The sequence below is a fragment of the Paenibacillus pseudetheri genome (assembly GCF_924513355.1).
Lineage (GTDB): Bacteria > Bacillota > Bacilli > Paenibacillales > Paenibacillaceae > Paenibacillus_AQ > Paenibacillus_AQ pseudetheri.
Window position 1 is genome coordinate 48,310 of record NZ_CAKMAB010000002.1, and the last position, 15,576, is coordinate 63,885.

Consider the following 15,576-nt stretch of genomic DNA (forward strand, 5'->3'; position numbering starts at 1 on the left):
TTACACTGACCTGAATAATGGATAATACTAGGAATAACCAAAGATAAATTACCAGTTCTATTTCTGCAAAATATGAAAATTATTTTTTCCATAATTAAGGATCCATCAAATTTGTCAAACTAGCGTATTTTTCAACATACTCGGGACTTTAGTAATAAATTTATAGGTATATTTCAATAGATTTATGTTGTCTATCAATGCTGAATGTCCTAGAATGTATATAACATAGATTGGATAATTTTACAACGAATTCAGCTGAAAAAACTGTCGGAAACTAGCATATACGACCTCCAATGCGACCATATCTGCCAATAGTTAACAATCAGGGAGAGATGACCATGAAATTTGCCAACAACAAAAGGATCTATCTTTTTACAGTAACCCTTCTGCTTCTCCTTCTGCTTGTTCTACCACTCAAAAATCACTTCACGAATGTCGAAGCCAGTTCAAGTGATTACCAGATTCGAATGCTGGAGGTTACGGAAAGTGGGGTTAGTGAGCTTGCTTCTTTAACCTCAGGATTAGCTAATTTTACGATTGATACGATGAGTATGAAACGCTTTGTGGCGCTGCGGGATGATCTGGACGGGAGATACGATGCGATTTACATCGGGAAGGGGACTTACAGTCCTGCACAGGTGAGTGATCAGAGACCAGCCTCAGAGGAGAATAGAGCTAAGGCACTGGACACCAAAAGCATGAAGAACGATATCACTCAGCTGAAGGCCGATCAAATTACGAAGGAATTTATCGACAAGGGGTTATATGTTTTCTTTCATAGTCAGCCCTTCATAGACAAGCCTATAAAACCACAGGCTCAACAAGGTATATTGTACAGCTCTTTTAACAGCTACCGTCTTTCCTCATCCAACCCAAAAGTTAAGTTTGTGGATGATACTGGACTCGCAAATATCTTTACCGATTTAAAACAACAGGACTCTAAATACATAAACGATCTGAAGCAACGCCCTCGTCTTCAAATTACGAACAGAATTCCCAACTATGACCCTGATGCAACTAACAGCAAAATCTATGTTCCTGGGGAGAAGCTTTCTTTTAATTTCAGTATCACCAACGCACCTGAATTACAAAGCTCTCCGCTCTCAGTCAAACTATATATCGGTCTTGATAAGTCCACACAAATGGGAGAAAAACAGGTCGTTGCTGAAACAGAACTTAACACATCCAGTGGAACTATCGAATACGCTTTGCCAAAAACGTACTCCGGGTTACTCTACTGGAAGCTAGAAATCAATGATTATCATGGTTCGCAATTAAAGGACTTCGATAGTGGCGTAATTCGTTACCGTGGAGAAAAGACTATCGTAAATATTCTTCAAGTTATGCCTGACACTTTAACGGAAAGCAGCCTCTTATATACTAGTAATATGGATCCGCTGTTTTTGAATACAACTGATTATCAACTTAATATAGCAGTCAAAACTATGTCCCAATTTAACACATATGTGAATGAAAAATATGCTGCAACACAAAGCTACGGACTAAATGGGACCTATGACATGCTCATCTTTGGATTTGTAGACGAATACTACAAAAAATCTAATTTAAACACTAATGCGATCAACGCTATTACACAATTTACTAGCACCTTTAAACAAAGCGCCTTGTTCACTCACGATACCATCATTAATTTAGATGCGAATAAAAAGAACTGGATCAATAATTTCATGGGCATCACTGGCCAGATGAACCCCGAGACCAACTTAGGCCACAATGCCATCAATCTTTCCACAAAAGTTAAGCCGGTGAATGACGGGCTTTTGATGCAATATCCTTTTTATCTGAGAAAGAGGGACGACAGTAACAAGCAGATCGATATCATTCAGCCACAAATTGCCCCAACACATAACCAGTACTTTACGCTTAATCTGGAAGATCCTGAGGTGGTCTCCTGGTATAACATTGAGAGTATGCCTCAAGGCACCTCAATTAAACCAAATGGAGAATATAATAAATACCAGCGCGACACCGATGATAGCTGGAATCAATATTACACCTATTCGAAGGGGAACATTACCTACTCAGGTACAGGTCACTTTTTTGGAGTAAGTGATATTCCAGCCAATCTAAAAAGATTCCCTGTCTGGGAACAACAATTGTTCGTTAACACCATGTATCGTGCTTTTATCGGTGCCAATCATGCTCCTGAGATTACCGTGCATACACCGACCAATAATTCATCTATTCCTTCTTATCAAAAAACATTGCTTGTCGACTACACAGTAACTGACTTGGACTTTAACGATCGGGATCTGACTACTGAAGTCCGTTTCAAAACAAATGGTAAGTATTTGGATGCGCCAGTAGTGAGCAAAACGAGCATTAAATCAGGCCAAAATATTTATCAATCATTTAACAATCCACTTCCGGAGGGTGGTGCACTTGATATTGAGATTAACGCATGGGACCAAAACGGTGCGCTCTCAAGTAAAACGATCAGAGTAAATGTCCTGCAAATAAACTCTAACTTGAGTGTGACACGATCTCTTTCTGAGAAGGCTACTATAACTGGAAAAGTAGAGCGGGGAGAAAATGTAACCCTTAGTTATTCCATTACACCAAAACCTGTACCTTTTGAAAACGTCAGCACCGCCAATCAGGCCTACAACACACAACTGATATCGGATATTGTATTTACCGAGAACTTTCCACCTAACCTGGAGATTGCAGGAGAACTACCTGCCGGTACGATCGTCACGGGGAATGTGAATAGCGGATATAGATTGACACGTAATCTAAGTAACATAACTTATTCATTAAAAACGGAGAATGGCAAACAGATCTATAAACCTGACTCTGAGCAACCCATAACGTTCCAAATTACGGTTACTCCGACTCAGACCCAGACTTATACTTTAAATGATTCCAAGCTTACTTATGTCGATATTCATGCTACATTGCCACCGCTGGCAATCACAAATGAATACAACGCATTTATCCTTCAGACAACCTCACTTCGTGGAGGAACTATCAAGGGACCACTAGCTTCCGGGGGCACAGTCAACTTCAACAACGCTGGGATTGATGTAAATGGACGATACAAAGGCAGTGTCCCATACGGTATTGTCACGGGTGGAGATGTTAATCTTCCTGAAGGTACAGTTTACGGAAACGTATTGTATGCTGGAAAAGTTCTGAATCTAAAAAATGGTTCTATTCAAGATGGTAAGCCAATACAAGGAACTCTTTTAGATTTCAGTAAGCATGGCGATTATTTTCGTGGACTCTCAGATGCCATTGCTAATTTGCCTGCCAACGGTTCGGCGATTCCAGATGGATACGGATCAATCACCTTATCAGGTAACTCATCCATTAACATCTTTGATATCAAAGTCGCCGACCTTAGCAAACTTACGAGTTCAAGACTTACTGTTCCGGCAGGATCAACAGTAATTGTTAATGTGAAAGATGATAAAGACACTGAGTCGTTCTTACATTTCCCACTCGGAGATGACGGCAGCCGTGTGCTATTCAACTTCCCTAAGTCTACTTCTGAAAGTTTTGCTAAGCTTAGGATTTCTCAAGCCAACGTATACGGGACTATTCTAGCACCACGGTCTGCTATAACATTCGATGGAGGACAGGTGTATGGAACAATCATTGGTGCTTCAATGACTATGAGTTCAGCAACTTTATTCCATTATCCTTTTACCGGTAACCTACCAGCAGAGATCTATCCGCTACCTGTCCCAGCACCAACAGATCCTTCATCAGCTAATTTATCGCGTACTACGATTTCGTTTGAGACCTTAACCTTTACAGCAGAATATAAAATTAATGCTCTGCAATTAGAAAGCAGGACCATCTATGTCGGAGAAGGAATGCGTTTAATTCCTACAGTCGTACCTTCAGATATCCCTGATCAGGCGTTTTTGTGGACAACTACCGATACTAATTATGTACAGTTGGATTCAAGCTGTGGTTACATCACAGGTCTCGCCAAAGGCACAGCAACTGTCCATGTATCTACACTAGATGGTAGCGGCAAACAGGCTACAGCAACTATAACAGTAGCTGAACGAACTCCACGATCCTTAACGATTGACGGAGATGAGACTGGTGAAGTTAACGATTCTATTCCTTTAAGCGCTATCTATGTGCAAGACAATCTAAACAATCAGGGACCAGAGACCAATATAACCTATACCTGGTCCGTCACCAATGTCACCACTGGAGCAAGCACTGCTGTAATTAATACCAATCCAGACTACCCAGGTAATGACACCAGAAAGGTATTCAGTGCTACACAGTCAGGAACTTACTCAGTGAAACTCATTGTAAATTCTAGTAATCGTAATCCAATCACTGCAGAAAAGACAATCGTAATTACTAACCCGATAACCTCACTGTTAATCGACGGACCAACGACAGTATTAATAGGGGGGCAAATCGATCTAAGCGCAATTAGAAATCCTACGGATGCTGATCCAGCAACACTAAGCTGGAGATTCGTGAAATCAACGGATCCTAAGATTACAGATGACACCATTACGAATGAGCACATTGCTACGCTTACGCCTTCTAGTGATGGTTCAACCGCTAAATTGACGGCTGGTAATACCGCTAAAGATGGTCTGCTGATTGAGGTTTCATTCAATGAAATTACTTCAACCCACACGGTAAACATTGTCTATGCTTTGACAGGGTTAAGATTTAGTGATCAGTCCATCACGCTAGAGGTAGGCAATACTTATCCATTAACAAATATTTTATGGGCATTCCCAACCTCTATCTCAATCGATCAAATCAAAGAACACTTGAGTTGGGTAAGCGACAATTCGGCAATCGCCAGTGTCGATAATGGAACCAATATTGATACCAGAGGAATTGTTACAGGCGTTAAAAAGGGATCATCAATCATCACAGTAACCTATACCGGAAGCACAGGTAAAACCGTACAAGCAGATATTACGGTTAAGGTTGTAGAACCCCAGAATGACGATCGTTACTAAACTTCACATTTTTAAAAAAGAAACATCCAACAAAAAACAGGGTATCCCTAAGCAGTCGCTTACGGATACCCTGTTTTCAACTAGTCTTAATGACTTACAAGTTCCAGAGGCCCGACATTTACGTTCACCTGCTGCACGCGCGGGAGGCTAGACTGCTGATGAGTAAAAACATCCTGATTATATTGAATCTGAAAACGGTGACCTAGATGATATCGATCCTCATCCTGATTATCGAAATTAAAGCCGAGTGCCGGATCTAAGGGCTTAGTTACTCCTCCTAATACTGCGTTTACTGTAAGATCTCCTTTGGCAAAGAAGCCTCCGTTTAACCAAAAGATCGATCCAACTCCGTACAAATTAGCATCACTATCCGTGTAAAAAAAAGCTTTCATATAAAAAGAGTCCTGCTCATCCTTTTTCTTAGGTGGGTTAGTAAAAGTATCAATCCGGTTAATGAGCACATCTCCCTGAGATATGAGGACTAATTCCTTACTACTTAAACCTTGAATCACAGCGTCCTCTACTTTCGTTTCTCCTAAAACAAACATAGTAGCGTTGAATTTCACTTGGCCTTTAATAGTAACATTACCTGTAACGAGAATATTAGCTTGAATCTCCAAAAATTTAGTACTATCTGGGCTAAAGTTATTTACCTCCAGATCACCATTAACTAAAATCCATTTAGGCTTATTAGAAGGATTACCTGTTTTAGCTTCATCACTAAACTTTAACTGTTTGTAATTAATTCCATCGATAAGCAGATTACCGTTATAAATCGTAGATTTATTCAAATCCTTATCCAACAAGGAGTTCTGATATATTTGCAATTGTTCTAAGTATTTGCTGTGCTCTAGTTTGTAATTATCCTTCTCTTCTTCTGTTGGATCATCTTCAAGTACTGGCTCAGTGTAGGGTGGATTCTCATCGGGTAATCTATCTAATGTGGTTGTACTTAAGTAATTACCCAATTGCTTACCTTTAATAGCCTGCTCAAGTTCAGCCTTTTTCCCAGTCAACCCTGTCGCTTCCTCCACTTTATCAAGAAACGATTCCAGCACATTAATCTGCACAAACTTTTTTTGCGGGTTGATGAACACCTGCTCTTTATTAACTCCCAGTATGTTAGGAAGAATAATTGAGGCATTGTTTTTATTTACTGCTGCGTTAATAATTCCATTTCCAGAATATTTAATACTTTCAAGTGATTGCACATGCACTTCAGGAAGAGGTTCCGTAGATGCTGGACTGACAGGTTCTTTTAGTAATTCTACTTTAGGATATTGAGTCTTTTCTTTAAGATCTTTCACTCCCTTATATGTATAAACAGCCGTATCACTGATGTTTAGTTGTTCACCCGCATATATATTGCCGTGAAGACCAGGCGCTCCGTTTAATGTTAATACTTTTTCTGATCCGAAAGCGTATTTGAGAAAATCAGGATAGGTATCAATGACGATCTTTTGTCTCAACTGTCTTTTCACACCATTTACTGTGGCTTGCGCTTCAATATTGACATAATATTTTTGCTTATCCTGTTTCTCATAGGTGATGCTCTTGATCGTACCATCTGCTCCCGATAATCCCGTACTTACACCATTGTTGACTCCGACAATTTTGGTGGTCACCTCATCGACAATACCTTTAATCTCATCTTCCATATGATCAGGATCTATATCCGTACGACCATCCAGCTTCGTCTGTATATAAGCGACTGCTTCGTCCAGCCCCTTCTGCGCAAGGTGTAAACTTTGCACATCATTCTCTCTGGTTTCCGTTCGTTGTGCCCCGCCCATCGTTGCCCCAAGCACAGCTAGTCCAAGTATCGTAAGTAGAAGAGCAACAAACATAACCAATACTAGAGCCGACCCTCTTTCGTTATTCCTCATCCCTCCTACTCCTCCTAGAATCCGAATTTGCTTTTCAACTCCAATGGGTAATCCCTTCCGCCGTAGCTCTGAACTAGCGATAAATCTATGGATATTAGACCACTATCACAAGGAATGCTATTCTGACATTCTAGAGTAATAGCAGAACCTTGTGCTAACCTAGAAGTAATCTTAGTTCTTGTGTCCGCTGGAGGGTCAATCACATCGGGTGGAGTTATCGTAAGAATGCCATTAGCAATACGAATCCGCGATTTGGTGCCGTCCTGGCGCTCTAACGTAATGAAGCTATCAATAATCTGGGTCTTATCAGCATTTTGGATCAACGTTGGGGTAACTTTATCAGGCGCAAAGGTATATAACTCCGTAATTATTGCGGACATTAACAAATCCCCTTCATCCCGCAAAGAATTTTCAATCGATATTTTATGATAGCTGCGTAAGCCTAACATCGTTATCCCTGAAATAATTCCTGCGGCAACTGTAAACAACGATAGGGCCACAATTAGCTCCACTAAAGTAAATCCACCCTCCCTGCGGAGAAGGTTAGCGAATTTTTTCATCGGTAATATATCCCTCCACAACAGGTTCACTTTGGGGTCCTCCGGAAGAATCCGCTCTGCTGACTTTGACCAACACTGGCAACAAATATGCTGCCATCTTCTGTTTCTCCGGATCACTAGAGTTTAAGCTTTGATTATGTAGATCACGCTGATATTCAATTTCTATTTGATAGTTCACCCCATTGATAGCAGGGTTTAAAACTTGGCTTAAGGTTTCTGTATCTTGAACAAGCACTATGTAATCATCGCATTTCGGAGATTCCGCTGTATCCTGTTTGCATTTCGATGCCTCTATCGCATCGTTGCCCTTCGTTATGAAATAATCCTTCATCTTGTCAAAATCCTGCTTCTCCACATAAAACAGCGCGTTCCGTGCCAGATTGACCATAATCGTCTTGTTCTGGTTCGATTTAGAGTAACTCATAGCGTTTGTAAAGTAAGACGTAAGTACCAGTGAAACTATCGATAAGATCACAATAGCGGCCAGCACTTCGATCAATGTAAATCCTTTTTCCTGCTTTAGGCCTGATTTCATCCTACTTTCTTCCTCCCGCCTACGAGAATGCTTTCATATTTGCACGTTTTTTCCTTAATTTTCTACTTCCATTATATTCTCTCATATCCAGCTACAGCAATCCTCAAAACCCTTATAATTCAGATATTTCTACAATATCTCTCACTTTTGCTCTGTGCTATCATTTGGAAAGAGAGGGGATGGATGAAATGGCTTTAATAGAGTGCAAATTTTATTCGGAAGTACTAGGATTGAATACCTCAATGACTGTAATTTTGCCGCAAAAAACAACCACACAAATCGGGATGAGCAACGTAACTAGAGGCGAACTTCACCCTACGCTGTATTTGCTGCACGGTTTGTCAGACGATGATTCGATCTGGCTTCGCCGGACTTCTATAGAACGATATGTAGCAGAGATGGGAATAGCTGTAGTTATGCCGAATGTACATCGCAGTTTCTACACGGATATGGCGGTTGGCGGCCGTTATTGGACCTTTATTAGTGAAGAGTTGCCAATGCTTGCGCGCTCGTTTTTCCCACTGTCCGATAAACGTGAGGAGAACTTTGTAGCTGGACTATCGATGGGTGGTTACGGGGCGATCAAGCTGGGACTGCGTAAACCCGAATCTTTTGCAGCAGCAGCGAGTTTGTCGGGAGCACTGGATATGGCGCATCGTTTCATGAACTGGGAAAATCCTCCCGTCAAAACCAAAGAATTCGATATGATCTTCGGAAAAGAAGATATCACCGGAACGCCCGAAGATCTACTATGGCTTCTTGAGGAAGCAGACCGCTCTACGGGACCAAAACCAGCGTTGTATCAATGCTGTGGCACCGAAGATTTCCTGTATAGCGATAACCTGAAATTCCGCGATGCGTGCCGAGCAACCTCCCTTGATTTCACCTACGCTGAAGGTCCTGGCAACCATGAATGGGGCTATTGGGATGCCAAAATCCGCGATGTGCTGGCATGGCTGCCTTTGAAGAGTAATTAACTGCTTTGAAAAGACAAGAAAAAGGTGCAGCCATAAGCTACACCTTAATATATGCTCTACCTTAGAGCCCTCTTCGGAGGGTTCTTTTGTTGTCTTCGACCTTTTATTTTGTAATTCTTTTAAATAATCCTGTCTGTTCCATAATCCCCTTTTCAGCAGCAAATCTTTCAATACTGGATGCACCAAAGAATCCATCTATGCCTTCTGTCCGTTCAATTACATACGCCGCATCTTCTGGTTCAGCAATCGGTCCACCGTGGCAAATCACCATAATATCGGGATTCACTGCTTTCCCTGCTTTAATAATCGCTTCAATTCTTTCTACACAATCATCTAAAGTAAGAGCTGTCTTAGCTCCAATTGTACCCTTAGTAGTTAAGCCCATATGCGCCACCAAAATATCTGCACCTGCTTCTGCCATAGCCTCAGCTTGCTCAGGATCAAACACATAAGGAGTTGTGAGCATATCCAATTCATGTGCTGCTCTAATCATTTCTACTTCTAAACCATATCCCATCCCTGTCTCTTCCAGGTTCTGTCTGAATACGCCATCGATCAAACCAACGGTTGGGAAGTTTTGTACGCCACTGAAACCTTGTTCCTTAAGCCCCTTCAAATAAACCTCCATCACTCTAAAAGGATCTGTTCCACATACGCCTGCTAATACGGGAGTATTTTTCACAACAGGTAATACCTCTGAACCCATTTCGACTACGATTTGGTTGGCATCCCCATAAGATAATAACCCCGCGAGTGATCCACGACCTGCCATTCTGTATCTTCCTGAATTATAAACAATCAGCATATCTGCTCCGCCAGCTTCACTGCTTTTTGCAGTAATCCCTGTACCAGCCCCAACACCTAAAAGAATCTTTCCATTTGCCACTTCTTCTCTAAACTTCGCCATGATTTCTGTTCTTGTATTTTTGTTCATGTGTAACGCCTCCATCATTATTAAAATGTTCTGTGATTAGTGTTATTTGCTCATGAGATCTATTAGCTTCTGCGCTGCGGCTTCTGCAAACTCTACATCATTAATGGCACAATCCATTTCGATAACCTCGACAACATTTCTGTTCACACCATTTCTCAAGGTATCAAATAACATTTGATCTTCCTCTACGCCATAAAAAGCTTCCCCTGCAACATCAATGCCGGATATCCCTTTAAGAGGCAACATTAATACCGTTTTCTCTTTGGCCATATTTAATTTCTCGACAAGCTTTTTGCCGATAGCTTCATTTTCTTCTACCGTTGTTCTCATCAAAGTAACTGTAGGGTTATGCTTATAGAACTTATGTCCAGCAAATTTCTCGGGTACCGTATCATAAGGGCCAAAGTTGCACATATCAAGCGCGCCTACCGATACAACCTGTGGAATATGATGTTTTCCAGCAGCTTCTAACCGATGAGGTCCAGCATTTAGCACACCACCAATAATTTCGTCCGCCCATTCTGTTGTGGTCAGATCCAATACGCCTTCAATAAAACCAGCCTCGATTAGCGCTTCCATGGACTGGCCACCTACACCTGTAGCATGGAATACAAGCACTTCATATCCTCTAGCTTCAAGATAGTTACGGGCTGCCGTTACACAAGGTGTTGTTACCCCAAACATTGTTGTAGCTACTAGTGGCTTTTTCTCTATCACTTGTTTATTCTCAAATTTAAGCATACCGGCGATGGCGAAGGCTGCATTGGTAAAAATCTTTGTTGAAATGGAGTTCAGTCCTGCAACATCTACTACGGATGGCATCATGACAATATCACTAGTGCCTACATATGGAGCAGTATTCCCTGAAGCTACGGTCGAAACCATCACTTTTGGTACACCAATAGGCAATGCCCGCATACCAGGGGTTACAAGTGAAGTCCCTCCAGTGCCCCCAAAGGAGATAATTCCATCAAATTTGCCTTGCTTGTATAATTCAGGTACTAATTTTTCCATACCTTTAGATAATAATTCTGTTGCTAGTGCTCTATCTTTCTTGGCAACGAGCTCATCTATACTTACACCCGCGGCTGCTGCTACTTCTCGGTTAGAGATATCCGGTGTAAAAGTGGGTTCAAACACACCCGTATGAATCGTGAACGTACCCAGTTCCAAGCTTTCCAGCAAATTTTTAATGTAGAGATATTCTTCACCCTTGGTGTCAAAAGTTCCGGCAATGGCAATCGTCTTCATTTCTTCAACCTCCTCTTCAAATATCTGCAACAAGTATAAATGCCTTCGGCGTCCTTTCGAGGACGGCAAGCGTTTAAACGAGAAATATAAGGATAATGTATAATGTGAAACTTATACTTTCTTATATTTCAAAAAAGCATGATCAACTTATGAGTTAATCATACTTCTTTGATTTATGAATGAAAACGCTTTTATGTCCTATGTTTTTGTGTTTATGTTAGATTTATATTGTTTTGGAGAGAACCCTTTATACTTCTTAAACATTTTGCTAAACTGCGCATAGTCTTGGTACCCAACTAATGGCGCTAGCTCAGATAACTGGATATGGTCTCTATGTAATATTTCCGCTGCCTTATCCATCCGAAATTGTACGAGATACGTTTGAAAGCTGCAGCCTACTTTTTTGGTAAACAAACTACTTAAGTAACTTCGGGATACATGCGCCACCTTAGCTAAATCTGCAAACAAGATCTCATTCATATAATTTTGAGCTACGTATTCTTTTACAAATTCAACATAATCATAGTGCTTTGTGATGCCATCTAACATTTTGACCATAAAATCATCTTCATCCAGCGTCCCCGACACTTTAAAAGCTTTGGTTATATTAGTAATCGACTTCTCCGATGGAATTCTTTCAAAAGCAGAGCCCCCGATGTACCCCATCAAGTTTTGATTATTGCTGTACATATACTGCACATCAATTGGCGTTTTCACGGGACCACCATAAACTAATTTAATTAAATCTGGCTTTAGCGCATTGCATGTATTAAAAATCTTGTCCGCCTTAGCCTTGGCAGCTTCCAGAGAGAATACTTTTTTGGCTCCTAATAATCCCCCTTCAGTTAAGCCTAAATGTGCACAAATAATATCTGCTCCTGCCTCGATCATCTGAGCAGCTTGAATTTCGTCAAATACAAAAGCAATGGTAAACAAATCCTTTTCATGGGCGATCCTTATAGCTTCTACTTCGAGTAGATAACCATTACCTTCTTCTCCGAGCGCTTCTCCAAATTGACCATCTATTAATCCAACTGTGGGGTAGTTATTAATTCCGGAAAATCCCTTATTCTTTATCTCACTAATGTAGGTTTCCATATCTTTTGTCGGATCGGTTGCATTAAGGCCAAAAATAATAGGAATATCTCTTACCAAAGGGATGATTTCCCTAGACGCGAAGTCCATCACCATATCATTACTATTGCAAAATGGCAAAATCCCAGCGAGAGAGCTCCTCCCCATCTGCCGGAATTTACCCGAGTTTAACATCAGAAGGAAGTCTGCTCCCCCCTGCTTCGCATACTTTGCCGTTATTCCCGCACCTGTGGCTACTCCAATAATATGATTCCCCAGTTCTAATTGCGATCTAAGCTCGTCTAGGATCTGCTCTCTACTCATACTTACGCCCCTCCTAACCCTCCTCTAAGGATAACCGTAAAGAACACTGTGAATCCAGTCGTGTTGAAATTAGAGCCCCTTTAGATAAAAAAAATCTCGCCTACGACCTATTAAAGTCTGAGGCGAGATTTGATATTGATACGGTTTACAATATAGCGTCACCGTGTTTTACAACCCATTCATTAGCTTCGTGCAGTGCCTGCTCCGCGCGTTCGATTGCAGCTTTCACCTGAACGGTGGCTGTGCCGCCATAAACATTGCGGGCGTTAACTACAGCTTCCGGTTGAAGAACCGCATAGATATTCTCGTCGAACAGCGGTGAGAATTGCATGAACTCTTCCAACGTCAGATCCAGCAGGAACTTGCCTTCGTTAATGCAGTAGAGCACTGTTTTTCCGATTACTTCATGTGCTTGGCGGAAAGGAAGACCTTTGCCTACCAAGAAGTCGGCAATATCCGTTGCATTCGAGAAGTCCGTGTTCACGGCTTCACGCATACGTCCCTTGTTCACCTTCATGGTGGAGATCATCGGCGCGAACAATTGCAGCGCACCAGTCAACGTAGTAACAGTATCGAACATGCCCTCTTTATCTTCCTGCATATCCTTGTTGTACGCTAGTGGCAGAGATTTCAGAACAGTTAGCAAGCCAATCAGGTTGCCGTATACGCGACCTGTTTTGCCCCGTACCAATTCTGGAACGTCAGGGTTCTTCTTCTGTGGCATAATGCTGCTGCCTGTGCAGAATGCATCATCCAGTTCCACAAAGCTGAACTCCGTGCTGCTCCACAACACTAGTTCCTCGCTGAGTCTGGATAGGTGAGTCATTACAAGCGCAGCATTTGCCAGAAACTCAACGATGAAATCGCGGTCGCTGACAGCATCCAGGCTGTTCTCGTACACACTGTCAAAGCCCAATTGCTCTGCTACAAAATGGCGGTCAATCGGGAAGGTCGTTCCCGCAAGCGCTCCTGCTCCGAGTGGCAGAACGTTGATCCGTTTGTAGCTGTCCGTCAAACGCTCCGCATCGCGGCGGAACATGGATACGTAAGCCAACAAGTGATGAGCAAACAGGATCGGTTGTGCCCGCTGCAAATGCGTGTAACCAGGGATGATCGTCTCCACATTATCTTTGGCCTGCTCGATCAAAGCTTCCTGCAATTCATGCAGCAAGCTAACTAGCTCAACTACACGGCCCCGTAGGTAAAGGTGCATATCCGTTGCCACCTGATCGTTACGGCTACGTCCTGTGTGCAGTTTACCACCGACCGGACCGATTTCCTCGATCAGATGTTTTTCAATATTCATATGGATGTCTTCATCCGCTACGGAGAAAACAACCTCTCCAGCGTTAACCTTGTCCAATACTTTGTTCAGACCTTGCTTAATCATCTCCACATCTTCTTGTGGAAGGATTCCGCATTTGCCCAGCATCGTAACATGCGCCAGACTGCCTTGTACATCTTCTTTGGCCAAAGCTTTATCAAATCCAATAGAAGCCGTATATTCTTCCACCAGCCTGTTTGTTCCTTTAGTAAACCGTCCGCCCCAAAGCTTGCTCACCTGTAGTTTCCTCCTCTTGGACGCCAGAGGGCCGCTCCTATCCTGACGGGAGGAACGGCCTTCGGGGTTGCCCGTTTAAATTTATGTTATCGTACTATTTCGAAGCTCCATTTACGCCTGTAGAAACTTTAAGGCGCAATGCGTTCAAGTGGATAAAACCAGTTGCATCCCCTTGATCATAAGCTTGTGTAGGATCAGCTTCCATCGTTGCAATTTCAGGGTTGTACAGGCTGACTGGGCTCTTCACTCCAGCGCCGATGATGTTGCCTTTGTACAGTTTAAGACGAACAGTACCCGTTACATTTTGCTGGCTCTGTGTTACAAGAGCTTGCAGTGCAATACGCTCTGGTGCGAACCAGAAACCGTTATACACCAAAGTGCTGTAACGAGTGATCAGGCTGTCACGCAGGTTCATCACTTCACGGTCCATCGTGATGGACTCCATTTTGCGATGAGCAACAAACAGAATCGTTCCACCTGGGGTCTCATACACTCCACGGCTCTTCATGCCGACAAAACGGTTCTCAACCATATCCACGCGTCCGATACCGTGTTTACCACCTAGCTCATTCAGTTTCTCCATCACTTGAAGTGGGGATAAGGATTCACCATTCAGGGCTACGCAGTCTCCCTTAACGAAATCGAGTTCCAAATATTCCGCTTCATCCGGAGCATCCTCAGGAGCGTTGCTCAGTAGGAACATTCCTTTGTTCTCTGGTGCACTTGGATCGAACCAAGGATCTTCCAATACGCCGCTCTCATAGCTGATGTGCAGCAGGTTACGGTCCATCGAATACGGCTTCGCCGCAGATGCTTGTACCGGAATATCATTAGCTTCCGCATAAGCGATCATTTCCGCACGACCCGGGAATTGATTGCGGAACTCTTCCAAACGCCAAGGCGCAATTACTTTAATGTTTGGTGCTAGAGCAGCTACGCCAAGTTCAAAACGCACTTGGTCGTTCCCTTTACCTGTCGCGCCGTGCGCGATAGCCGTGGCGCCTTCAGCGATGGCGATATCCACCATACGCTTAGCGATCAGTGGACGAGCAATACTAGTTCCGAGCAAGTATTGGCCTTCGTAAAGCGCGCCGGATTGGAACATTGGGTAGATGAATTCGCTAGCGAATTCATCACGCAGATCGTCGACGTATACTTTCGATGCGCCAGTAGCGAGTGCCTTTTCTTCCAGACCATCGAGCTCTTCCTTTTGGCCGATATCGGCTGTAAAGGCAATGATCTCAGCATCATAAGTTTCTTTAAGCCATTTCAAAATAACGGATGTATCTAGTCCGCCGGAATAGGCGAGTACAATTTTTTCTTTAGCCATGGTGTGGCAACTTCCTTTCGTGTGGGGGGTATAAATTAGAATAAACGTGCCTTTGCTAGCACTCTGACGATAAATCGCAATTACACTGAACGTTTGAACTTCCGGTCGTTGTTATCATCAGATTTCTTTTATTTCAAACCGCATTATGCGGATGAAATCTGATGATAGCTT

Annotated in this window: 10 protein-coding genes; 2 read left to right on the forward strand and 8 right to left on the reverse strand. The window is 42.5% G+C overall.

The genetic code is table 11. The annotated features are described in order from the left end of the window. The first annotated feature begins 338 nt into the window (after nucleotides 1–338). Nucleotides 339–4,973 (forward strand): choice-of-anchor A family protein, encoded by a 4,635-nt coding sequence (locus L1028_RS01740; protein WP_234530473.1) that lies wholly within the window; start codon nucleotides 339–341, stop codon nucleotides 4,971–4,973. Nucleotides 4,974–5,059: 86 nt separating this feature from the next. On the opposite strand, the gene L1028_RS01745 is transcribed toward L1028_RS01740, so the two are convergent. From L1028_RS01745 to L1028_RS01755, 3 genes are read right to left on the reverse strand one after another with little or no spacing between them, the layout of a single operon-like run. Continuing rightward, entirely contained in the window at nucleotides 5,060–6,859 is a 1,800-nt protein-coding gene (locus L1028_RS01745) for a hypothetical protein (RefSeq protein WP_234530474.1), read from the reverse strand. A gap of 14 nt (nucleotides 6,860–6,873) precedes the next feature. Further along, entirely contained in the window at nucleotides 6,874–7,419 is a 546-nt protein-coding gene (locus L1028_RS01750; RefSeq protein ID WP_234530476.1) for a type II secretion system protein, read from the reverse strand. Further along, nucleotides 7,403–7,954, reverse strand: coding sequence for a type IV pilus modification PilV family protein (locus L1028_RS01755; protein WP_234530478.1), 552 nt, complete (start codon nucleotides 7,952–7,954; stop codon nucleotides 7,403–7,405). Before L1028_RS01755 ends, L1028_RS01750 begins: the two co-directional genes overlap by 17 nt. Nucleotides 7,955–8,142: 188 nt before the next feature. Between L1028_RS01755 and L1028_RS01760 the strand changes: the two genes are divergently transcribed. Beyond that, entirely contained in the window at nucleotides 8,143–8,931 is a 789-nt protein-coding gene (locus L1028_RS01760) for an alpha/beta hydrolase (protein ID WP_234530480.1), read from the forward strand. Nucleotides 8,932–9,034: 103 nt separating this feature from the next. Here L1028_RS01760 and L1028_RS01765 read toward each other — a convergent pair whose 3' ends face one another. The 5 genes from L1028_RS01765 to L1028_RS01785 all read right to left on the reverse strand — a co-directional run bounded on the left by L1028_RS01765 (nucleotide 9,035) and on the right by L1028_RS01785 (nucleotide 15,405). Beyond that, entirely contained in the window at nucleotides 9,035–9,865 is an 831-nt protein-coding gene (locus L1028_RS01765; protein WP_234530482.1) for a phosphoenolpyruvate hydrolase family protein, read from the reverse strand. A 42-nt stretch (nucleotides 9,866–9,907) separates the two neighbouring features. Continuing rightward, nucleotides 9,908–11,116 (reverse strand): Tm-1-like ATP-binding domain-containing protein, encoded by a 1,209-nt coding sequence (locus L1028_RS01770; protein WP_234530484.1) that lies wholly within the window; start codon nucleotides 11,114–11,116, stop codon nucleotides 9,908–9,910. 198 nt (nucleotides 11,117–11,314) lie between these two features. Beyond that, nucleotides 11,315–12,514, reverse strand: coding sequence for a phosphoenolpyruvate hydrolase family protein (locus L1028_RS01775; protein WP_234530486.1), 1,200 nt, complete (start codon nucleotides 12,512–12,514; stop codon nucleotides 11,315–11,317). Nucleotides 12,515–12,659: 145 nt separating this feature from the next. Continuing rightward, nucleotides 12,660–14,075, reverse strand: coding sequence for an argininosuccinate lyase (gene argH / locus L1028_RS01780; protein WP_234530488.1), 1,416 nt, complete (start codon nucleotides 14,073–14,075; stop codon nucleotides 12,660–12,662). 94 nt (nucleotides 14,076–14,169) lie between these two features. Then, nucleotides 14,170–15,405 (reverse strand): argininosuccinate synthase, encoded by a 1,236-nt coding sequence (locus L1028_RS01785; protein WP_234530490.1) that lies wholly within the window; start codon nucleotides 15,403–15,405, stop codon nucleotides 14,170–14,172. Nucleotides 15,406–15,576: the final 171 nt, after the last annotated feature.